We start from the raw sequence: 20,230 nt of genomic DNA, 5'->3' as shown, positions 1-20,230 counted from the left end.
TCAAATGAGAACTACAGGGATCATGATAGCGGTTTCTGCAGGGAGGCGCAATGGGAAGGGGATAAGGAGTAGAGGTGAAGCGCACAGCCCTCGAATGAGCCGTGCGCTTCAGAGTATCGGGCCGCCTTCTCACACGCTGTTGCTCGTGCTGTTGCTCGTGCTGTTGCTCGTGCTGTTGCTCGTGCTGTTGCTCGTGCTGTTGCTCGTGCTGTTGCTCGTGCTGTTGCTCGTGCTGTTGCTCGTGCTGTTGCTCGTGCTGTTGCTCGTGCTGTTGCTCGTGCTGTTCCCCGTGCTGTTCCCCGTGCTGTTCCCCGTGCTGTTCCCCGTGCTGTTCCCCGTGCTGTTCCCCGTGCTGTTGCTCGTGCTGTTCCCCGTGCTGTTCCCCGTGCTGTTCCCCGTGCTATTGCCCGTGCTGTTGCCACCAGGCGTGGCGGCGCTCGGCCAATCCGATACGTGGAGACCTTGAGGCAGCGAAGGGACGATCGGCTGATACTGAAACGAACGCGTCAAGGAACCCATCTCCTCAAACTGTTTGAACCATTTGGCGAATGAACCACCAAAGACCTGCGCGAGCGCTTGTTGGGAGAACAACTGCCTTACCTGTATCTGCACCTTGGCGATGCGCGGCTTCCCAGAAGTCAATTCAATCTCAATCGTGGCCGTGTCTTGAACCTCGGCGGAAGCGCTCCCGGAAGATGGGCGCGCCGACTCGCCATCCACCTGGCTCAGCGCAGCAGGATTCACCTTCGCCTGGAACACATCCAAGCCGCTCGACTGCCCCTCCCATCTTACATCGATAAACATTCCAGGCACGTCCATCTTCCCAGTAGATTGCAAAATGGACGACACTTGTGCGGTCACATTGGACCATCCACCGGAATCCTTCTGGAGGTACACGGCCCCATTGTCATCTACAATTTGAAAGATGTGCCCACTCACGCGCTCGGTCACGACATCGTATACGCGTCCTCGGACGCGCATCAATTCACCCGCGGCATATACAGCGGATGAGGTCTCTGACAACACTTGCTGGATGGCTGCCTTGAGCTTCGCATTCTGCTGCACGGCCGGTGTCAACTCGTACTTGATGCTGCCCAAGTACTCTTCATTGAGCTGCTCATAGGGAGCCATGTCCGAATTGGTGAACGCCTGGATAAACTCCGCGCGCTTATCGGCGGGTAGGGTCCAGGATCCAGGGATGTCCGCGAGGCTCCCCGCGAGCCGCTTCAGCCCGGTGACGAATGCGCGCGCCTCGATTTGAGAAAGAGAGTTGCCGAAACGAAGCAGCCCCTGCTGCTCTGCCCACACCCATGGACTCTGTCCACCGAGATCCATGTGATACAGCTTCGCAGCCATTTGGGCTGCCATCGCTGGCGAGACGGGATCGTTTGCGCCAAACCGTTTCGGCGCATCCGGGGAGACCACGCCGAGTTCGAGGGCTCTATGAACGTATCCCCAGGCCACACTCTTAGTCGACACATCCACGTACGGCGATTTGCCAGAAGGATCTGGGTTCACAGAAGCGCTTGTCAAGAGCATCTGAACAAAAGCGGTTTTGGTGATGACCGCGTCCGCGCGAACGGCGGGGCCAGCAAGAAAGCCGCCCGCCATGACGGCAGCCGCAGACAGTGACATACCCGTGTGCTTCATCCACCCCACAGGCACAACCCCCTTGATGGCTGGCAACAAAGTTAACTCATAATACCATTTCCCTTCACATAAATGGAAGAACATTTTTCAAGCTTCATCCGTTTTGTGCGATCATGCCCGCATCCACACGGCGCCATTTCGAAAAAAGGCGACCCCGCTGTACTGAGCGGGATCGCCCAGAGCCATGCGTTTGTTTAGCTCGCCACCTCGCGCGTGACGCGCTGGATGATGGCATCCGGCAGGCGATAGACGACGCCGGACGGATCGGCGTGCACCAGATCCACCATCTTGCCGAGCTGCCGCTTGTCGAGCTGGTAGTCGGCGAACGTCGCAGGCAGGCCGACCTGTTGACGAAGATCGCGAATGCGTTGAATGAACGATTCGAGCGCCGCATCGGGATCGGACGGCGCGTCCAAGCCGATGGCCGCCATGAACTCGCGGATGCGCGCGCGATAGAACGCGGGCATCGCGGCCATCACGTTCGGCAGGAGCACCGCGTTCGCGAGTCCGTGCGGAATGCCGAACTTCGCGCCGAACGCGTGCGCCATGTTGTGGACGGGAATCGCGTTTAAGGCCAGGCTGAAGCTGATGATGGCCATCGTGCTCGCCATCAGCATGTTGGCGCGGGCGGTCAGGTCCTGCCCGTTGGCCACGGCCTTCGGCAGGTTTTCGAAGATCATGCGCGCGGATTGGATGGCGTACGCGTCGGTGAACGGGTTGGCCTGCGGCGAGAAGAAGCCCTCGATGGCGTGCGTCAGCGCGTCGAAGCCGGTGAAGGCGGTGATGCTGGGCGGCAAGCCGACGGTGAGTTCCGGATCGAGAATGGCGATGTCGGCGTTGATGAACGGGTTGATGAGGTTCACCTTGACGCCGAGATCGTCGTGGAAGACCACCGCGATGGGCGAGGCCTCCGCCCCGGTTCCGGCGGTGGTGGGCAGCGCCACGTGCGGAATGAAGATGGGCTGCGCCTCGGGCCACATCTCGAGCACGTTGCCGATGAGCGCCGGGCGGATGTCGGTGAGGCCACGGCTCACCATCCACTTGATCCCCTTGACCGTGTCGAGCACGCTGCCTCCGCCGAGGGCGATGAGACTATCCGCGGCGCACTCGCGGTAGGCACGCGCGGCTTCGTTGATGATGTGTGCCTTCGCGTCCTGCTCGACGCGATCGAACACGCCCGCAATGGTCACGGGCGTCGGCACGAGATCGAACAACTCCAGGATCTTGTCCAAGAGGCCGGCGCGGACAATGCCCGGGTCCGTCACCACAAAAGCCCGCTTGCCGCCGAGCCCGCGCACGGTCTCCGGCAAAAACACGCGCGATCCGACGCCGTTTGTGATGGTCGTTCGCGCCATGAATTGAAAGCCAGATCGAATGTACGGCATGCGCCTCACCACCTCGCAGAAGTCGATCGCGTCAGGCCCTGTCGGGCAACACAATGGAATACCAATGGCGGTTTTCGAGCTCGTGCACGAACGACGCGTGTACGTGCTTGAGCTGCGTGTATTCGTCGAGCGCGTACGGCCCAATCTCGCGGCCGAACCCGCTCATCTTGTAGCCGCCGAACGGCGCGTCGCTGCGGAACATGTGCCAGTCGTTCACCCAGATGGTCCCCGCCCGGATCTCGCGCGCGATGCGATAGGCCTGGTTGAGATCGCGCGTCCAGACGCCGCCCGCCAGCCCATAGACGGTATCGTTGGCCAGCCGAACCGCCTCGTCCACGTCCCGCGCCTTCATGACCGCGAGCACGGGGCCGAAGATCTCCTCCTGCGCAATTTTCATGCGGTTGTCGACGTCGGCGAAGATGGTCGGCTGCACAAAGTAACCTGCGTCCAGGCCGCCTCCCGTGGCGCGCTGGCCGCCGCACACGAGGCGCGCGCCTTCCGCCTTGCCCGACTCGATGTAGCTCAGAATGGTGTTCATCTGCGACTCGGAGATGATGGGCCCCATGCCCACCTTGTCATCGAGCGGATTGCCGAGCTTGATCTGCGAGGCCATCTCGGCCAGGCGATTCACGACTTCCTCGTAGATGTCCTCGTGGACAATCACGCGCGTCCCGCACTCGCACACCTGCCCGGCGTGCAGGAAGACGCCAAACAGGATGCCGGGTATCGCCAGATCCAGGTCCGCGTCCGGCAGCACGATGGCCGGCGACTTGCCGCCCAACTCCAGGGTCACGCGCTTGACGCCCTGCGCCGCGAGCTGCATGATCCGCTTGCCCACCTCGGTGGATCCGGTGAAGGCGATTTTGTCGACCTCCGGGTGCGTGACGAGCGCCTCGCCCACCGACGATCCTGGCCCCGTGACGACGTTGAACACGCCCTTCGGCAGCCCGGCCTTCGCCGCGAGCTCGGCAAGCTTGAGCGTGGAAAGCGGCGTGTTGGACGCCGGTTTCAACACGATGGAGTTCCCCATGGCGAGCGCGGGCGCGAGCTTCCACATCGCGAGGATGAGTGGATAGTTCCACGCCGTGATCCCGGCGCACACGCCCACGGGCTCCCTCCATACCTGGTTGTGGCTCGGCTGCGGAAACGGCCGGAGCGGAAGCGTCTTCGCGTATTCGTACGCCTGCGCGAACCGCGCGGTCTGCTGGAGCAAATCGACAATGAGAAGCAAGTCGGCGTTCGACACGCGCCGCACCGTCGCGCCGGAGGTCAAGATCTCCAGAAACGCAATCTCCTGCGCGTGCGCGACGATCTCGTCCGCAAACCGAAGCAACACCTGGGCCCGCTCGTGGGGCTTGGCGCGGGACCACTCGCCCGACTCGAACGCGCGGCGAGCGCTTCGCACGGCGCGATCCACGTCTCGCGCGTCCGACTTCGCCACGCGCGCGCAGGGCTGCCCCGTGGCGGGATTCACCACCTCGAACATCTCCCCGCTTTCCGCAGGCGTGTACTCGCCGTCGATGAACATGCCGTACTCGGGGAGTCTCACACTCGTCATGACCATGGCTGTTCCTCCCTTGACATTTCGCCGCAGACTTGTGCACTGCTCGACGCGGCCTGCTGCGGGATGACGTGCTCCTCAATGAGCGCCCGCAGCGCCTGCACCTGCTCCTTCAGGGACTCCAACTCGCCCCTCATGCGAGCCAACTCGGCGCGATCCGCCTGCGCACGCTTCTGCCGCTCCATGCGCATCTGCATGAACCACTTGAAAAGGATCTGATTCGAATAGTCCTGGGTGATCATGTCGCGCAAAGCGTCCTCGAGCGTCTCGCGCTTGCCCTTTGGGCCGTGATCGCGCCCGTAAAGCAGGTGCTTCTCCAGGATCTTCGGGATGTCCGGATTGTTGGGGCCGCCGGACTGGCGGTAAAACGCCTCGATACGCTTTTCAATCGTCAACTGCTCCCGCGCTTCGCGCGACAAGCCGCCCGTCTCTCGCGTGCCGCCGCGGGCGGACATGGATTCCCTTGACTGAAACTGCACCGCCATACACATCCCCTCCGCCGCCGTTTAGATTCGCTTCTTGGATCGGATGGTGCTCCAGAGCGCCGAGATTCCGAGCGCCACGCTGGCCGCCACGCCTCCCCAGCCGAGATCGACAATCCCGCCATGCGTGTCGGGCCGCGTGTCGGCAAAGGCGAGCAGGATGGCGCCGCCGAGGAAGAACGTCCCGGACATGGTGGCCAGAAGCAACTTGTTGACCACGCGGTGAAGCGTGCGCACCGCCTGGTGAGACAACTGCGCATCCAGGTTGACGCGGAAGTCGTTCCATTCGAAGTGCTCGAGGATCTTATTGAGCCGCCGCGGCAGCGTCGCGGTGAGTTTCGCGAACTCAGCCGCAAAGCTGGCGTTGGTGTGATAATTGAAGCGGCGCATCATCCAGCGTCGAAGGATCTGGACGTCCGCGATCTCCACCAGTTGGTGATACGAGATCTCGGGGCAAAGCCAGCGCGCCGTGCCCTCGGCTGCGGAAAAGCCCTTGGTCCAGAGCGCCAAGCCGTTCGGGATCCGGCAGTAATTTTTCGCCGCAATCACGATGGTGCTGAGCAGCAGATTGCCCCAATTGTAGTAGCTGGCCTGCGTGCTGTTGGTGTAGTGGATGAGCAAGGAGCGAAGTTGATCCCGCAGGCGGACGAGGTCGGTGTACCGGGTCGGTTCGTAGATGTCGAGCAGGGCCTCAATGGCGTCCTCCTGCTGGTTGACGCGCACGTGCATGAGCATCCGAAAGATGGCCTCCGTGTGCGCCGCGTCCATGCGCCCCACCAGGCCCCAGTCGAGAATGGCGATGCGCTTGGTCCGCTTATCCACCATCAGGTTGGATGCGTGCGGGTCCGCGTGGTAATTCCCTTCGACAAACGCTTTCACGTAGTAATGCGCGAGGTCCGTCATGCGCTCCAGGCGCTCTTCAAACGTGAAGAAATCGACGGGAAAGTCCTTCAGGTTCCACCCATCGATGAACTCCATCACAAGCACGCGCTGCGTGACGTGGTACACCTCAGGGATGTACAAGGTCTCGAACTCCTGGACCATGCCGCGCTGCTCCTCCATGATTTCCGCCTCGCGGCGCAGGTCCAGCTCGTTCATCGTGCTGCTGTAGTAGTCTTCGATGATCCCGTTCAAATCGATAGAAACCTCGAGTTGCGGCGGAAGCAATCTCTGCAAGCGCCGGACGAGCTTGCGAACGTTGTTGATGTCCACTTGGAACAGTCTGTCGACGAGCGGTCTGACAATCTTGACCGCCGCCATCCGGCCATCCGCCAGCTGCGCGCGATAGACCTGCGCCAGCGATGCCGAACCGAGCGGATTCGGGTCGATCCAGCGAAAGACCTCAGCCCAGTTGGGGATTTCATCCTCGAGCACGGCCATCATGTAGTGAAAGGGCAGCGGGGGCACGCTGTCGAGGAGGTAGGCCAGCTCCGCCGTCACCGCTTCAGGCAGCAGTTCCTGCCGGGTCATGATGACCTGCCCGAGCTTGATAAATGTGGGACCGAGTTCTTCAAACGCCGCGCGCAGCCGTTGACCCAAGAGGCGCTGGCGAGCCTCTTCGTCTCGGCTCCTATCGCGCAGCGCATGAAGCACGCCATGCTTTACAAGCGCTTTCACCACCTCGCGCTGGCGCTTGCTTGGCGTGATCTTCCGGCGCTCCCGCTCGATGAACCGCCGCGCTCGCTCCAGCTCGTTCCTCTCTTCTGTATTCAGCGCAACCGCCATGGGACACGCACCCCCTCGCGAGTCGCCATGCCTCCCGTACAAGCCCTTTGGCCTGCACCAGGGACACGCGCCACGACACTCATCTTTCTTGGAGTATACAATCCGAAATAGTCTGCCTATATCCCGAGAACCGGGGGAATTCGGGGGAACCCCCCCCATGACGAGGGGGGATCCTCACCCACCGTTCGTCAAGTGCGGGCGGTGCACGAGGCGGGTGTGGACGATATAGCGGAGCGGCGCGAACCCGATATAGTCGAAAGGCCAACAGGTCTGAAGTGTCAGCGTCTCTCGTGGCGTCGGCGCGGTCACGGCCGTGTCGCTCGGCGGGACGATTTGCGCACCTGTCACCTGGTAGGTGAACGTCCCGTAGGGCGTTTCAAATTCGACGAGATCGCCCACGTGCAGGCGGCTCAGGACGTGGAACACCGTGTCGCGGTGTCCAGCGACGTAGACGTTGCTGCCCTGCCCTGGGAGGACCGACGCCGGATCGTGCCCAGCGCCAAGCGCGAGATCTGCCCACGAATCCCCTTGGACGACGGGTACCCGCACGCCTTCGGCCGGAAAGACGAGTTCACCGATTTTTTGTCCCGGCCGCGGCGGAGGCATCCAGAGCGGGACATCTTGAGCACCTTGGCCGATCGCGCGTGGCCCGGGCTGATAGGAGGGAAGGGGGCGATCGTTCACCCAGACGGTTTCCCACAAGTACGCCCATCCTGCGTCACCCGCGATCACGGCCCCGACGAGCGCCACAAGAAACGGGACGGCCCGCGCGCCGAGCGCGAGCCGCCGCATCTGCTTCGCCTTCATGACTCACACCATCCAGCGCCGCGTCCACCGCCACACCGGAACGGCGGAACCGCCGCCGAGCATCAACAGGCCGAGGCCCAACGCAATCCAGAGAGGAAGCCGCGTGGACGTCTGAGGCAGCAGTCCTCCGGGCACCTTCGGCAGCTGGGCCGACACAATGATGTGCCCTGGTGTGCTGCCCGTGGTGCCCGTGGTGCCCGTGGTGCCCGTGGTGCCCGTGGTGCCCGTGGTGCCCGTGGTGCCCGTGGTGCCCGTGGTGCCCGTGGTGCCCGTGGTGCCCGTGGTGCCCGTGGTGCCCGTGGTGCCCGTGGTGCCCGTGGTGCCCGTGGTGCCCGTGGTGCCCGTGGTGCCCGTGGTGCCCGTGGTGCCCGTGGTGCCCGTGGTGCCCGTGGTGCCCGTGGTGCCCGTGGTGCCCGTGGTGCCCGTGGTGCCCGTGCTGCCCGTGCTGCCCGTGCTGCCCGTGGTGCCCGTGGTGCCCGTGCTGCCCGTGCTGCCCGTGCTGCCCGTGCTGCCCGTGCTGCCCGTGCTGCCCGTGCTGCCCGTGGTGCCCGTGGTGCCCGTGGTGCCCGTGGTGCCCGTGGTGCCCGTGGTGCCCGTGGTGCCCGTGGTGCCCGTGGTGCCCGTGGTGCCCGTGGTGCCCGTGGTGCCCGTGCTGCCCGTGCTGCCCGTGCTGCCCGTGCTGCCCGTGCTGCCCGTGCTGCCCGTGCTATCTGTGCTGCCTGTGCTGCCTGTGCTGCCTGTGCTGCCCGTGCTGCCTGTGCTGCCCGTGCTGCCTGTGCTGCCTGTGCTGCCTGTGCTGCCCGTGCTCCCTGTGCTCCCTGTGCTCCCTGTGCTCCCTGTGCTGCCTGTGCTCCCGACGTTCACAGCAATTCCCCCAAGCGAGCCTTGGGCAGAAACGTCACCGCCCGACGAGCCCAGGTTCACACCCGCACCCACCGCGCCGCTCCCGCTCGCGCTGCCACCGGACGAAGCGCCGTTCGCGGACACGGCGACAACCCCGCTGCCGGAAGACGCCCCTCCTGACGACAGGCCATTCAGCGCAACGCCGAGCGGCCCGCTCGCCGTCGAGCTCCCGCCCGAAGACAGCGCATTCACGGCGATCCCGACCGGACTATCCGCCGCTGCGCTCCCACCTGTGGAGAGCGCATTGAGAGACACGCCCACCGGGCCCGACGTCTGCGCCTGCCCACCCGAGGCGAGCAAGTTCAAGTCGATGGAGACCGCGTTCGAGGGCGCCGAGGTCCCGCCGCCGCTCGATCCGGCCGAAGCGCCCGAACTCGAGCCGCCCGACGAGGCGCTGGTTGCGCTTCCGGACCCTTGACCGCTTCCGGCGCTCGCCCCGCCGCCCGAGGACGCCGCCAATCCCCCGCCGGCAGGCGAACTTTCGTGAGACGAACCAAGAGACAGCCCGACGTTCAGAAGCCCGCCCGATCCTGGCGATGAACTCGACGAGCCAGTCGGCAAAAGATTCACCTGCACGCCCAGCCCTTGCGACCCGCCCAGGTTCAGATTCAGCCCAAGGAGTCCCCCCTGCGACTCCGCAGGTGCCGACGTCGTCGCGGCGAACGCCGAATGCCCGCTCACACCGAGCGCCACTGCGCCCACCGCTGTCCCCAAAACGACCGACCACGCCTTGTTCATATCCACCCTTCCCTTCTCTTTTCAGAGAATCGAGTCGATTCTCACATTTTCGGAGGTAGCCTGCATTGTACGGCGCGCGCAATCCTTCCAACATCCCTCGTTCGCGGCATTGCGCCTCCCGAAAAAGGGGGAGCGGCTGTGGCAGTCACAACCGCTCGATCACCGTTCCTGTGGCCATGCCGAATCCGATACACATGAGCTGCAATCCGTACCGCCCACCGGTGTCCTCGAGCTCGTGCAGGAGTGTCGTCATGATCCGCGCGCCGCTTGCGCCCAGCGGATGGCCGAGCGCAATGGCGCCTCCTCGCGGATTGACCCTCGCCATGTCCGGCTCAATCTCCCGCTTCCACGCGAGCACCACCGACGCGAACGCCTCATTGATCTCGATCACGTCGATGTCCTCGAGCTTGAGCCCGGCGCGATCGAGCGCCTTCCTCGTGGCCGGAATCACGCCCGTCAGCATGATGACGGGATCCACGCCCACCACCACGCGCGACACAATGCGCGCCCGAGGCTTCAGGCCGAGCTTGGCCGCCTTTTCCCCCGACATCAGGAGAAGGGCGGCCGCGCCGTCCGAGATCTGGCTCGCATTCCCCGCCGTCACGCGCCCATCGGGGCGAAACGACGGTTTGAGCCCGGCCAGCTTCTCCAAGGACGTATCGCGCCGTATCCCCTCGTCGCGCGTCACCGTCACCTTCTCGGGACCGACGTTCTCCACCGGCACCCGCTCCCGGTCAAACAGGCCCGCGTCCTCCGCCCGCGCCGCCTTCTGATGGCTCTCAAGCGAGAACGCGTCCATCTCCTCGCGGCTGATCTTCCACTTGTCCGCGATCATCTCCGCCGAAAAACCCTGCGGCACAATCTGAAATCGCTTGGTCAGCGCCGTCGAGAACTTGCCGAGGTCCGTGCCCATCGGCACCCGGCTCATGCTCTCCACGCCGCACGCGATGGCGACGTCCATATCGCCGGCCAGAATCGCCTGCGCCGCGTTATGGATGGCCTGTTGACTGGAACCGCACATGCGGTTGAGCGAAAACGACGGCACCTCCACGGGCAGCCCGGCCGCCAGGACGGCCATCCGGCCGATGTTGCCGCCCTGCTCGCCCGTCATCGTCACACAGCCCGTCACCACGTCCTCAATCTCCATCGAATCGAGCTGATTTCGCTCGACCAACGCCTTCAGCAGAGGAGCCAACAGGTCCACCGGGTGAACGGACGACAGGCTCCCGTTCTTCCGGCCAATTGGCGTCCGAATCGCGTCGACAATCACCACCTCGCGCTGCACGAGCGCACCTCCTTTGGTCATCTGACTGCCTTCGTCATCCGGTCAGAACGTGAACAGGTCGATCCCGCCGCACACCGGCAGGCCGATGCCCGTGATGTACTTCGCCTTGTCGGAGCACAGGAACACGATGGCATTCGCCACATCCTCCGGATCCCCCGGCCTGCGGAACGCGGTGCGCTGGATCATGCGCTCGTTCATTTGCTTGTTGCCCATCTTGAACGCCTCCGTGTTGATGATGCCCGGCACGATGGCGTTCACCGTGATGCCGTACCGCGCCCCCTCGAGCGCCATGCTCTTGGTGAAGCTGAGGATGCCGCCCTTGGTCGTGGCATAGCTCGCCTGCCCGAAACCGCCCTGGATGCCGACGATGGACGACATGTTGATGATCCGGCCCCAGCCCTGCTCCTTCATGTAGGGCCACACAGCCTTCGTGCAGTTGTACGTGCCCGTGAGATTCACGCGCAGGTCGCGCTCCCACAGGTCGTCTCGCTGATTCTCGATCTGCGAGACGTGATCGAGCGTGCCGGCGTTGTTGATGAGGATGTCGATCCGGCCGAACTCCTCCTTGACGCGCGCGAACACCTCGCGGACCTGATCCCGATCCGTCACGTCCATCTTGATGGCGAACGATCGGCGGCCCATCTGGCGGATCTCCTCGGCCGTCTTCTCCGCGTACACCACCTTCGTGCTCTGCATCACCTGCGCCAGCGGGCCGTACTGCTTGGCCGCCTGCGCGCTCGACTCGTCGCTTTCAATCAGGATGTCGGTGATGACGACGTCCGCGCCCGCCTCGGCCAGCGCGAGCGCGTCCGCGCGCCCGAGCCCTCGCGAGGCGCCGGTCACAACGGCAACCTTTCCCTTCAAGAGCTGATCCCACGACGACATGTTCCATCCCCCCGTGTTTCATGCTTTGGCCGCAGCGTCTTTGAGGAATTTCGCTGGGCGCTTCTGCAAGAAGGCCGCAATGCCTTCGAGCGGTTCGCCCGTGGTGAAGGTGCGCTCGAAGTTCTCCGCCTCGACAGCGAGGCCGTGATCGAGCGGAACGGCGGCGTCCATGGCCTGCTTGGCAAGGCCCATGGCGAACACCGCGCGCTCGCTCAGGCTCTCGGCGAACGCGACGACCTCCTCGCGCAGCCGCTCCGGTTCGACGGCCTTCGTGATGAGGCCGATGGCCTCCGCCTCCTCCTTCGACAGCCGCTTGGCGAAAAAGATGAGCTCCGTCGCCTTGGCGCGGCCGAGGAGCAGGGTCATGCGCTGCGTGCCGCCCGCGCCTGGGATGAGTCCGAGCGACACCTCGGTCAAGCCGATGGTCCCGCCGCTCATGAAGCGGAAGTCGCAGGCGAGCGCCAGCTCACAGCCCCCGCCGAGGGCGTGCCCGTGAATGGCCGCTATCACCGGGCGGGGAAACTTCGCGACGCGATCGAACACGCGCTGCATCCGGCTCGCCGCGTCGCGGATGGCTCCCCCCTGTCCGGCGTACTTGCTCGCGTTTTGCGTCATCATCTTGAGATCGGCGCCTGCCACGAAGTTCTTCGGATGATTCGAGCCGATGACGAGCACGCGCGCGGATCGGTCCGCCTCGAGCTCCGTGAGAAGCTGGTCGAGATCGTCCACGAGCGCGTCGGAAATGGCATTGGCCGGCGGATTGTCGATGGACGCCCAGACCACGCCCTTGTCGAGGCGCTCGAGTTTCAGCGTGGAATACGACATCCTCCACCTCCTCACAGGCGCAGGCCGTGCGGCTCGTACAGCCGCCGGGCGACAATCAGGTGTTGAATCTGGTTGGTCCCCTCGAAGATGTCGAACACCTTGACGTCTCGGTAGAGCTTCTCCACCAGGTGCCCGTCCAGGCCAATGGGCCCCATGATCTCCAGGCAATCGGCGCACACTTCGAGCGAGACGCGCCCCGCGTGCGCCTTGCACATCGCCGCTTCCTTGGCGTTCGGCTGGCCGAGATCCGCCTTCCACGCGGCCTCCCAGGTCAAAAGCCTTGCGGCGTGAATCTTGGCGTCCATTTCCCCCAGCTTCGCGAGCACGTCATGTCGCACGCGCTGCCCGCGGGGATATTCCTGTTTCACGAATTCGAGCGTGTACTCGTACGCAGCCCGCGCGATGCCCACGGCCATCGCCGCCACGATGGGACGCGTGCTGTCGAAAGTGGACATGGCGACGCGGAATCCAGACGATCCGGCGCGGTTCTCGTAATGCGCCTCGCCGCCGAGCAGGTTGTCGATGGGCACGAAGCAGTCCTCGAACACGAGCTCCGCCGTTTCCGAGGCGCGCAGGCCCATCTTGTGCGCGACGCGGGTGCAGGTGAACCCAGGCGTGCCTTTCTCCACGACAAACGCGCGATGGCCCGCTCTGCCGAGCGACGGATCGACCGTGGCAAACGCCACCACCCAAGACGCGCGGCCGCCGTTCGTGATGTACACCTTGTGGCCGTTCAGCACGTAGCCGCCGTCGACCTTTTTGGCCGACGTCCGGATGCCCGACACGTCCGATCCCGCCCCCGGCTCGGTGAGGGCGTATGCGCCCCAGCGCGGCTCGTCTTTCGTAAAGATGCCGAGAAACCGCTCCTTCTGCTCCGGCGTGCCGGTCGACTGCACCGGCGGTCCGCCCAGGCCCGGCCCCGGCAGCGACAGCGCGATGGCCGGATCGCCCCACGCGAGCTCTTCCGCCGCGATGACGCCAAGTCGGTTGGCCTGTCGCTCCCGCGGTTCCTTGCGCGCCGCATCGTCCTTCTTCTTGCCGGCGTCCCCGCCGAAATTGGACATGCTGAGCGAGATGCCCATGCGGTTCACCTTGGCGAGCCATTCGTCCGGCACGCGCTCTTCCTTGTCCGCGAGAAGCGAAATGGGCCGCATCTCGTGCTCCGCGAACCAGTGCACCATGTCGCGGACCTGCTTTTGCTGGGGACTGAGCTCGAAGTCAATCACACCAGGACACCTTCCTTCTCCGCGAGGCCCAGCGCGCGGCCGCCCGCGCGTTCAAACCACTCCATCTCTTTGCCGTACAGCACGGCCTGCGCCTGGGCGTCCCGCATCCACTTCTCGACCGGATACTCCTGCAAGTAGCCGGCGCCGCCCAGCATCTGCACACCCTGGTTGGTGACGAATCGCGCGCTGCGAAGCGCGTACGCAAGGGCCCGAGCCGCGTCCTGCATCGCCTCCGCTCCGCGGTTGTCCACGGCGTGTGCGGCCTGCCACACGAGGTTGCGAGCGGCCTCGGTCTCAATCGCCATGTCGGCCACCGTGAAGGAAACGCCCTGGAACTTCGGGATCTCCTGGCCGAACGCCTTGCGCTGGCTCGTGTACTCGATGGTGTATTCCAGGGACGCGCGCATGACGCCGACACATTTCGCGGCCTCAAGCACGGCCACGCGGGCCTTCGCCCCCGTGATCACTTGCTCGGCCTCGTCACCGCGTAAGAGCACGTCCTCGGGCCGGACGATGGTCCCCTCGAACGCAATCCGGCCAATGTGCGCGGCGAGCAGCCCGAGCCGCACATCTCCGGCGTCCTCCGACCACTCGGCCGCCGTCCGGTCGAGCCAGGCGACAATCGCCTCGCCCCCCGGCGCCAGGAAGCTCACGAGCAGTTGATCCGCCCCGAGTGCCGAGCGCCGCGGAAACGCCACGCCTTCGAGCCGGAAGCCGCTTCGCTCGACGATCACGGCGACCTCACCGGGCTCCAAATGGATCCACGGCACGCGCTGCGCGGCGCCGTCCGCCAATTCGAGCCGCTCCGGATGAGGGATAAGCCGCATCACGGAAGCGCTGTCGCAAAGCCCGGGCATGCCTTGCACGATGCCGAGATCGCCAAAGGCGAGCGCCTCCAGGACCTGAACCTGCGAGACGAGGGGCAGTTCGGCGCCCGCGAGGCGCTCCGGAAGTTCGAGGGAGAGCAGGCCGAGATCGTGCGCCGCGGACACCACGTCATCAGATGGGGTCCTGGCCTTTTCCGCGTCTCGCGCGGACTCGCGCAGGCGATTGCGTGCAAACTCGCCCGCCACCTCGACGAACGCGCGCTCCTCATCTGTCGGAAGAAATGAGATCATGGAATTCCCTCCTAAGGTCAAGCGAACTGAATGGTCTTGGCCATCTCCCGCAGCTTCTTTTTATCCACCTTGCCGATGAGGTTTTTCGGCAGATACGGGACAAACTGAACCACCTTCGGCGTCTTGTACTTCGCGAGGTGCTCTTGGCAGAACGCGATGAGCTCTTCCTCGGTCACGTCGGCGCCCTTCTTGCGCACGACGTACGCCACGACTTCCTCGCCCATGCGCTCGGACGGCGCGCCCACCACCGCCACCTCCGCGACCGCGGGATGTTGGCTCAGGAGTTCTTCGAGATCGCTCGGATAGATGTTGAACCCGCCGCGGATGATCACGTCCTTTTTGCGGTCCACGATGTACACGTACCCCTCTTCGTCCAGCCGCGCCATATCCCCTGTGAAGAGCCATCCATTCCGGAACACCTTCTCCGTTTCCTCCGGAAGATGGTGATAGCCCGGAGAGACGTTCGGGCCGCGCACGGCCAACTCGCCGATCTCGCCGGGCGGCAGAGGATTGCCGTCGTCGTCGAGCACCGCCACCTCCACGCCGGGAAGGGGGAGCCCGACGGAGCCCGGCTTCGCGGGCTTGTCGAAACGGGGCGCCGTCACGACGGGCGCAGCCTCGGACAATCCGTATCCCTGGAACACGAGGCAGTGAAACTTTTCCTCGAACGCCTTGCGCACCAATTCGGGCAGCGGTGCGGAGCCTGAGATGCAGACGGAGAGCGAGGACAGGTCGTATTTGTCCGCGTCGGGATGATGGAGGAGCGCGTGAAACATGGCGGGCACCGCCGTGAAGTGTGTCACGCGATACCGCTCAATCGCCTGAAACACGAGCACGGGATCGAAGTAGGGCAGCAGGACGTCCAGTTCGCCCAGGCAGAGCGCGGTGTTCATCATCGTGAAGCCGAAGGCGTGCGACAGCGGCAAGATGCCGAGCCCAACCCGCTTCTCGACCTTCAGAACGTACTGCTCCGCGAGATCGGCGGCGGCGCGCGCATTCGCGCACAGGTTGTGATGCGTCAGGATCACGCCTTTCGGCTTGCCGGTGGTGCCGCTCGTGTACAGAATCACCGCGGGCTGATGGTCCTCCACCTGAACATTGGGGCGCTCCGCGGGATAGTGGGACAGGACGGTCTCGAACCCTTCGACGCCCGCGTCATCCACCGATCGAACCACCGGCGGATTGGAGAGATCCTGAATCGCCTGCTGGATCTTGGGCTTCAGGACTTCGCAGGTGATCACGAGCTTGGGATTCGAGTCCTGAATGATGTACCGCACCTCGGACGCCTGCAAGAGCGGCATCACAGGCACGGCCACAGCCCCCGCCTTTGCGATGGCGTAAAACGCAATCACCACCTCCGGGCGGTTGGGCATCGTCACCATCACCGCATCTCCGGGACGAACGCCGAGCGCCTGGATATGATGGGCCAACTGCGATGACAGGGCCGCCAACTCCGCATTGGTGTACACGCGCCCCTCGTACACCAGGGACTCGTACGTTCCAAATCGACGCTGGTTATCCTCTAATAATTGAACGAGATTCATCTCTCATCTCGCCCTTCCGGAAATTTCTCACGGCGGACGCGCCGAGCCGTCCGCGCATCCTCCGATCCGCGGCCCGGCGCGCATGCCTGAGCCAATCCGTCAGTTGTTCGCGGCGGTGTAGGCGCTGAGCACGGTTTCCAACTGCATCGCGAGGCCGAGATCGCCCTCGACGCGGAGCTTGCCGCTCATGAACGCGGCCGTGCCGTTCAGATTGCCCTGCAGCATGTCCTTGAAGTCGTTCGAATCCATCTCGAGCGTGCAGTTCGCGACCTCCTGCTCGCCCTCGACCGCGTACGCCTTGTCGGGTTTCAGAATGAGCTGATAGGTGCCGGGATCGTCACCGGTGATGTTGAATTGGTAGACGGCCTCCAAGCCTCCGGTGCGCGAGGGATCTGCGGACAGCGCCTGGTTGATGAGATCGAAAATCTCCTTCGTCGACGGTGTGGTGGTCATGTTCATCGCCTCCTGAATCTTTCGATGGATGCGGGTGCGAAGCGAGTTCGCTTCAAAAACCCGTCCGGTCGTTGATGCCATTGTATCGCCTGGCAAGCGCTTTCCCATCCCGAGGAATCCGGGGAGTTGGGGGATGCCCTCCCCTGAACTCGGGGTCGCGAAGCCCTGCTCCGCTACATCTCGGTGTAGAGGGGCTCTTCCTCGAGCTCGAGGGGAGCTGCCGCCCGCGCCACGCCGGACCGAACCGCGGCTGCTTGCACCGCGCGGCTCACGGCCGGGACGACGTTCGGATCGAACGGGCTCGGGATGATGTACTGCTCCGACAGTTGCTCTTCCGGCACGCACTCGGCGATGGCGAGCGCCGCGGCCTGTTTCATCTCTTCCGTGATATCCCGCGCGCGGACGTCGAGCGCCCCGCGGAACATGCCGGGAAAACAGAGCACGTTGTTAATCTGATTCGGGTAGTCGGATCGTCCGGTCGCCATCACGCGCACGTGGCCCGCCGCCACCTCGGGCAGGATTTCCGGGATGGGATTCGCCATGGCAAACACAATGGGATCGCGCGCCATTTGCTTGACGTGACCGACGGTCAGGATGCCCGGGCCGGAGACGCCGATGAACACGTCGGCGCCGCGCACCGCTTCTTCGAGGGTCCCGCGCCGATTCTCGGAGTTCGTGTTCTCCGCGTACCACTGCTTCACGGGGTTGTCATAGTGGCGGCCGCGCTCGATGATGCCTACGCGATCCACGCCGACGATATGCCCCACACCGGCCGCGAGCAGGATCTTGGTGCACGCCACGCCTGCCGCGCCGACCCCCGCCACGACGACGGACACATCCTGCATCCGCTTGTTCACAATCTTCAGTGCATTGATGAGCCCGGCCAGCATGACGACCGCTGTGCCGTGCTGATCGTCGTGAAACACCGGAATGTCGAGCCGTTTCCGCAGCCGCTCCTCGATCTCGAAACACCGCGGCGACGAGATGTCCTCGAGGTTGATCCCGCCGAACGACGGCGCCATTCGCTCGACGGTTTCGACAATCTCGTCCACGTCCTGCGTGGCCAAGCAGATGGGGAAGGCATCCACGTCGGCGAAGCGCTTGAACAGCATCGCCTTCCCTTCCATGACCGGCATGGCGGCCTCCGGGCCAATGTTCCCCAGCCCTAGCACGGCCGAGCCGTCGCTCACCACCGCCACCGTGTTCTTGCGGATGGTGAATTCGAAGGCGCGATCGCGGCGATCCCGAATGGCCTCGCACACGCGCGCCACGCCCGGCGTGTACACAACGGCCAGGTCGTCGCGATCGACCACGGGCACCTTCAGGTGTGTGGCGATTTTGCCCCCCACGTGGACCAGAAATGTGCGGTCCAGCGTCTCCAGGCGTTTCACGCCCTGTACCTCGTCCAGCGCTTGCTCGACAGCCCGGACATCGGGCTCGGTATCGACCGCGACGGTGATGTCGCGCACGCTGTGATCCGCATGCAGCGCGCGGGTCTCCATGGCGACGATCTCGCCTCCGGCGCGCACAATGGCGCCATGCACCTCCCCAAGCGCCGCGCCCGCCTCCAAGCGAACGCGAAACAGAACTCGAACATTGCCGGCACGCGTCAGTGTCACGTTCCACTCCCCCTGAGTTTCGGGCCACGGCTCCGCCATCCGCATCAGCCAGGCGGATTGAAACACAGAGCCGAAGCACCTTTCTGATATATAACAGCTTGGTGCTATTGTAGCGCAGGACGCAGGCCCCGGCCTCCCCGAAATGTTGCAATATTGTGAACAAAACCCCCGAACCTACGGGGTGGCCTGCGTCGTTTCTGCGTGGACGCGGCCGCGGCAACGGGGCCACGTTGCGGCCGCACAATGGGAGGCGCTCAGTGAATGATGCGCTCGCGCATCGCCTTGGCCACCGCCTCCGTGCGGTTTTTCGCCCCCAGTTTCCGCAAAATGGAGCTCACGTGCTCCGTCACCGTATAGTCGCTGATGTGCAGGGCGCGCCCAATTTCCTTCGTGTCCACGCCGTCCGCGATGAGCTGAAGGATCTCGCGCTCACGCTTGGTCAAGGTCGTGAGCGGCGTGATGGGCGCCGCACCGGCCTGCCGATACATCTGCATCACGATCATCCGCCCGGCCCGCGCCAGCATGGCCTCCACCATGCGAATCGTGGCATTGTCCGGCGTGAACGGCCGCCCGCCGTGATCGAGCAGCATGATCCCGAGCATGCGCCGATTGTCAATCACTGGGCACACAAGGAGCGACGAGAGGTGAAACTTGTTCACGTAGGATTGCGGAAGGATGTTGCCCACGTCCTTCAGAAACACGGGCTTGGCGATCTGCACGAACTGTGTGAGCGAGGGGATATCGCGATCCGTCTGGCGAATCCGCATGATCTCTTCGACGTTCACATTGTAGCCGTGCACGCCCTCGACCGTCTGGGTGATGGGATTGTACAAGAAGAGCGCACTGCGCTTGAACCCGCCGCGCCGGCACACGTGTTCCACAACGCAGGTCAAAAGCTCGTTCATGTCGCCGGCCGACGCAAGCACGTCGTCGAACTCCAGCAAGACCTCGAGTAGCTCCGCGCGTCCGCTGCCGTGCCCGCCGCGGACGTAGATGGAGAGCTGAAGCGCGTTCTGGATCCACTGCGCTGTCTGGCGGAAGCGGCGAATCGTGAGCGGATCGTGCCGCGCCTCCGCCACCGCGTACAGGTTGTCCCCGACCGCGGCCACAAAGGGCGATCCGTCCGCTAAAGCCTTTCGCACCTGTTCCGTCCGCTCAGGATGTGGCGCCTCGGCCGTCCACATGCGGGTCTCGGGGACGTAGAGCGCGGACTCCTCGACGTTCACCTGAGGTCTCGTCCGAGCGAGCGCGAACCACTTCCAGTCGCATTCGGCGCTCAGCACGTTCAGCCAGTTCACGAGCGGCGCGTCACACATGTACTGCGTGCGGGCCGCAAGCTTCGCCGGGAAGTATCCTTCAGAAAGCGCCTCGCGGGCGAGATCGAAGCAGAGCCGATGCGCGAAGCGCACGAACGACTCGATCTGAGCCGGCTCGACCATCCGCCACGCCATGGAGATCATCAGTTCTTCCAGGAAGCCGACCACGACCAGCACGTCCGAAGCCATCACGCTCGGCTGGGCGCGCATGACCTCGGCCTGAAACGCGCGAACGAGCGCCTCCTCGTCCGTGAGAGCGCTTTCAATATTTCTCAGAAGAAACTGAAAAAGGTGCGTCAACACCGGCTGCGTGACTTCCGGAATCTCGAGCCGCGCCATGCGCAGGCTCCAGTTCATGCGGCACTCCGCTTCCTGCGCCTGCAGGGTCTGCAGGACCGACTGTAGGGTTTTTTTCGGAAGCGATTCACCTGACGGCGGAAGCGGCGACGGACGACTCATCGTACATCCCCCTTCGGGCGGCCAGAGCGACAACCTTGGCGAGTGATATCCTGATGATACGTCGCCCTATCTCAAGTTCAGAACCGAGCCATTCTCTCGAATTTCCTCATATCCGCACGCGCCATGGAGTATTAGCGACATTATAGAGGAATTCGCGCGGGGAAACAAGAAAAGGATATCGCCTTGCCGTCTGCGTGCAGGGGCCTCGGAGGAGAATAGAGGTGCCGTTGCCCCGTGGCGCGAGCGAAG

Annotated in this window: 17 protein-coding genes; 1 reads left to right on the top strand and 16 read right to left on the bottom strand. The window is 64.2% G+C overall.

The genetic code is table 11. The features are described from left to right. Positions 1-129 precede the first annotated feature (129 nt). From AACI_RS15545 to AACI_RS16705, 7 genes are all read right to left on the bottom strand, one after another. Positions 130-1,659 carry an S-layer homology domain-containing protein gene (locus AACI_RS15545; RefSeq protein WP_012809604.1) on the bottom strand — a complete coding sequence of 510 codons (1,530 nt, stop codon included), beginning with the start codon at positions 1,657-1,659 and terminating at the stop codon, positions 130-132. A 185-nt stretch (positions 1,660-1,844) separates the two neighbouring features. Then, a complete protein-coding gene (locus AACI_RS00785; RefSeq protein ID WP_012809603.1) occupies positions 1,845-3,035 on the bottom strand; it encodes an iron-containing alcohol dehydrogenase in 1,191 nt (396 codons plus the stop codon). A 31-nt stretch (positions 3,036-3,066) separates the two neighbouring features. Continuing rightward, complete coding sequence (locus AACI_RS00780) at positions 3,067-4,599, bottom strand: aldehyde dehydrogenase family protein (RefSeq protein ID WP_012809602.1); 1,533 nt, start codon at positions 4,597-4,599, stop codon at positions 3,067-3,069. Continuing rightward, a complete protein-coding gene (locus AACI_RS00775; RefSeq protein WP_012809601.1) occupies positions 4,590-5,081 on the bottom strand; it encodes a hypothetical protein in 492 nt (163 codons plus the stop codon). The genes AACI_RS00780 and AACI_RS00775 overlap by 10 nt, the downstream gene beginning before the upstream one ends. 21 nt (positions 5,082-5,102) lie before the next feature. After that, positions 5,103-6,803: an ABC1 kinase family protein gene (locus AACI_RS00770; RefSeq protein WP_012809600.1), complete on the bottom strand. Its 1,701-nt coding sequence runs from the start codon at positions 6,801-6,803 to the stop codon at positions 5,103-5,105. A gap of 174 nt (positions 6,804-6,977) precedes the next feature. Further along, positions 6,978-7,610, bottom strand: a complete 633-nt coding sequence (locus AACI_RS00765; protein ID WP_041707187.1) for a class D sortase — start codon at positions 7,608-7,610, stop codon at positions 6,978-6,980. Between the two features lie 3 nt (positions 7,611-7,613). Next, positions 7,614-7,766 carry a hypothetical protein gene (locus tag AACI_RS16705; RefSeq protein WP_218917094.1) on the bottom strand — a complete coding sequence of 51 codons (153 nt, stop codon included), beginning with the start codon at positions 7,764-7,766 and terminating at the stop codon, positions 7,614-7,616. 16 nt (positions 7,767-7,782) lie between these two features. On the opposite strand from AACI_RS16705, the gene AACI_RS00760 reads away from it, so the two are divergent. Then, positions 7,783-8,931 carry a hypothetical protein gene (locus AACI_RS00760; protein WP_218917093.1) on the top strand — a complete coding sequence of 383 codons (1,149 nt, stop codon included), beginning with the start codon at positions 7,783-7,785 and terminating at the stop codon, positions 8,929-8,931. A 465-nt stretch (positions 8,932-9,396) separates the two neighbouring features. Here the strand turns inward: AACI_RS00760 and AACI_RS00755 are convergent, their stop codons facing one another. From AACI_RS00755 to AACI_RS00715, 9 genes are all read right to left on the bottom strand, one after another. Beyond that, positions 9,397-10,557, bottom strand: a complete 1,161-nt coding sequence (locus AACI_RS00755) for a thiolase family protein (RefSeq protein ID WP_169304836.1) — start codon at positions 10,555-10,557, stop codon at positions 9,397-9,399. A 21-nt stretch (positions 10,558-10,578) separates the two neighbouring features. Beyond that, a complete protein-coding gene (locus AACI_RS00750) occupies positions 10,579-11,421 on the bottom strand; it encodes an SDR family NAD(P)-dependent oxidoreductase (RefSeq protein ID WP_012809596.1) in 843 nt (280 codons plus the stop codon). An 18-nt stretch (positions 11,422-11,439) separates the two neighbouring features. Then, positions 11,440-12,246 carry an enoyl-CoA hydratase/isomerase family protein gene (locus AACI_RS00745; RefSeq protein WP_012809595.1) on the bottom strand — a complete coding sequence of 269 codons (807 nt, stop codon included), beginning with the start codon at positions 12,244-12,246 and terminating at the stop codon, positions 11,440-11,442. An 11-nt stretch (positions 12,247-12,257) separates the two neighbouring features. Next, positions 12,258-13,472, bottom strand: coding sequence for an acyl-CoA dehydrogenase family protein (locus AACI_RS00740; protein WP_012809594.1), 1,215 nt, complete (start codon positions 13,470-13,472; stop codon positions 12,258-12,260). Then, entirely contained in the window at positions 13,469-14,590 is a 1,122-nt protein-coding gene (locus tag AACI_RS00735) for an acyl-CoA dehydrogenase family protein (protein ID WP_012809593.1), read from the bottom strand. Before AACI_RS00735 ends, AACI_RS00740 begins: the two co-directional genes overlap by 4 nt. A gap of 17 nt (positions 14,591-14,607) precedes the next feature. Next, positions 14,608-16,134: a long-chain-fatty-acid--CoA ligase gene (locus AACI_RS00730; RefSeq protein ID WP_012809592.1), complete on the bottom strand. Its 1,527-nt coding sequence runs from the start codon at positions 16,132-16,134 to the stop codon at positions 14,608-14,610. A gap of 99 nt (positions 16,135-16,233) precedes the next feature. Then, entirely contained in the window at positions 16,234-16,587 is a 354-nt protein-coding gene (locus AACI_RS00725; RefSeq protein WP_008341152.1) for an SCP2 sterol-binding domain-containing protein, read from the bottom strand. 173 nt (positions 16,588-16,760) lie between these two features. Beyond that, positions 16,761-18,206: an NAD-dependent malic enzyme gene (locus AACI_RS00720; RefSeq protein WP_394295639.1), complete on the bottom strand. Its 1,446-nt coding sequence runs from the start codon at positions 18,204-18,206 to the stop codon at positions 16,761-16,763. A gap of 254 nt (positions 18,207-18,460) precedes the next feature. Next, positions 18,461-19,981 (bottom strand): LuxR C-terminal-related transcriptional regulator, encoded by a 1,521-nt coding sequence (locus AACI_RS00715; protein WP_012809590.1) that lies wholly within the window; start codon positions 19,979-19,981, stop codon positions 18,461-18,463. Between the last annotated feature and the right edge of the window lie 249 nt (positions 19,982-20,230).

It is taken from the genome of Alicyclobacillus acidocaldarius subsp. acidocaldarius DSM 446 (assembly GCF_000024285.1).
GTDB classification, from domain to species: domain Bacteria; phylum Bacillota; class Bacilli; order Alicyclobacillales; family Alicyclobacillaceae; genus Alicyclobacillus; species Alicyclobacillus acidocaldarius.
This window is presented reverse-complemented; position numbering and strand designations above follow the sequence as displayed.

What these genes read in the sequence shown, in the direction of transcription:
- AACI_RS00785 (WP_012809603.1), bottom strand. Translation starts at nt 3,035, where the DNA reads ATGCCGTACATTCGATCTGGCTTTCAATTCATGGCGCGAACGACCATC.
- AACI_RS00780 (WP_012809602.1), bottom strand. Translation starts at nt 4,599, where the DNA reads ATGGTCATGACGAGTGTGAGACTCCCCGAGTACGGCATGTTCATCGAC.
- AACI_RS00775 (WP_012809601.1), bottom strand. Translation starts at nt 5,081, where the DNA reads ATGGCGGTGCAGTTTCAGTCAAGGGAATCCATGTCCGCCCGCGGCGGC.
- AACI_RS00770 (WP_012809600.1), bottom strand. Translation starts at nt 6,803, where the DNA reads ATGGCGGTTGCGCTGAATACAGAAGAGAGGAACGAGCTGGAGCGAGCG.
- AACI_RS00765 (WP_041707187.1), bottom strand. Translation starts at nt 7,610, where the DNA reads ATGAAGGCGAAGCAGATGCGGCGGCTCGCGCTCGGCGCGCGGGCCGTC.
- AACI_RS00755 (WP_169304836.1), bottom strand. Translation starts at nt 10,557, where the DNA reads ATGACCAAAGGAGGTGCGCTCGTGCAGCGCGAGGTGGTGATTGTCGAC.
- AACI_RS00750 (WP_012809596.1), bottom strand. Translation starts at nt 11,421, where the DNA reads ATGTCGTCGTGGGATCAGCTCTTGAAGGGAAAGGTTGCCGTTGTGACC.
- AACI_RS00745 (WP_012809595.1), bottom strand. Translation starts at nt 12,246, where the DNA reads ATGTCGTATTCCACGCTGAAACTCGAGCGCCTCGACAAGGGCGTGGTC.
- AACI_RS00735 (WP_012809593.1), bottom strand. Translation starts at nt 14,590, where the DNA reads ATGATCTCATTTCTTCCGACAGATGAGGAGCGCGCGTTCGTCGAGGTG.
- AACI_RS00730 (WP_012809592.1), bottom strand. Translation starts at nt 16,134, where the DNA reads ATGAATCTCGTTCAATTATTAGAGGATAACCAGCGTCGATTTGGAACG.
- AACI_RS00725 (WP_008341152.1), bottom strand. Translation starts at nt 16,587, where the DNA reads ATGACCACCACACCGTCGACGAAGGAGATTTTCGATCTCATCAACCAG.
- AACI_RS00715 (WP_012809590.1), bottom strand. Translation starts at nt 19,981, where the DNA reads ATGAGTCGTCCGTCGCCGCTTCCGCCGTCAGGTGAATCGCTTCCGAAA.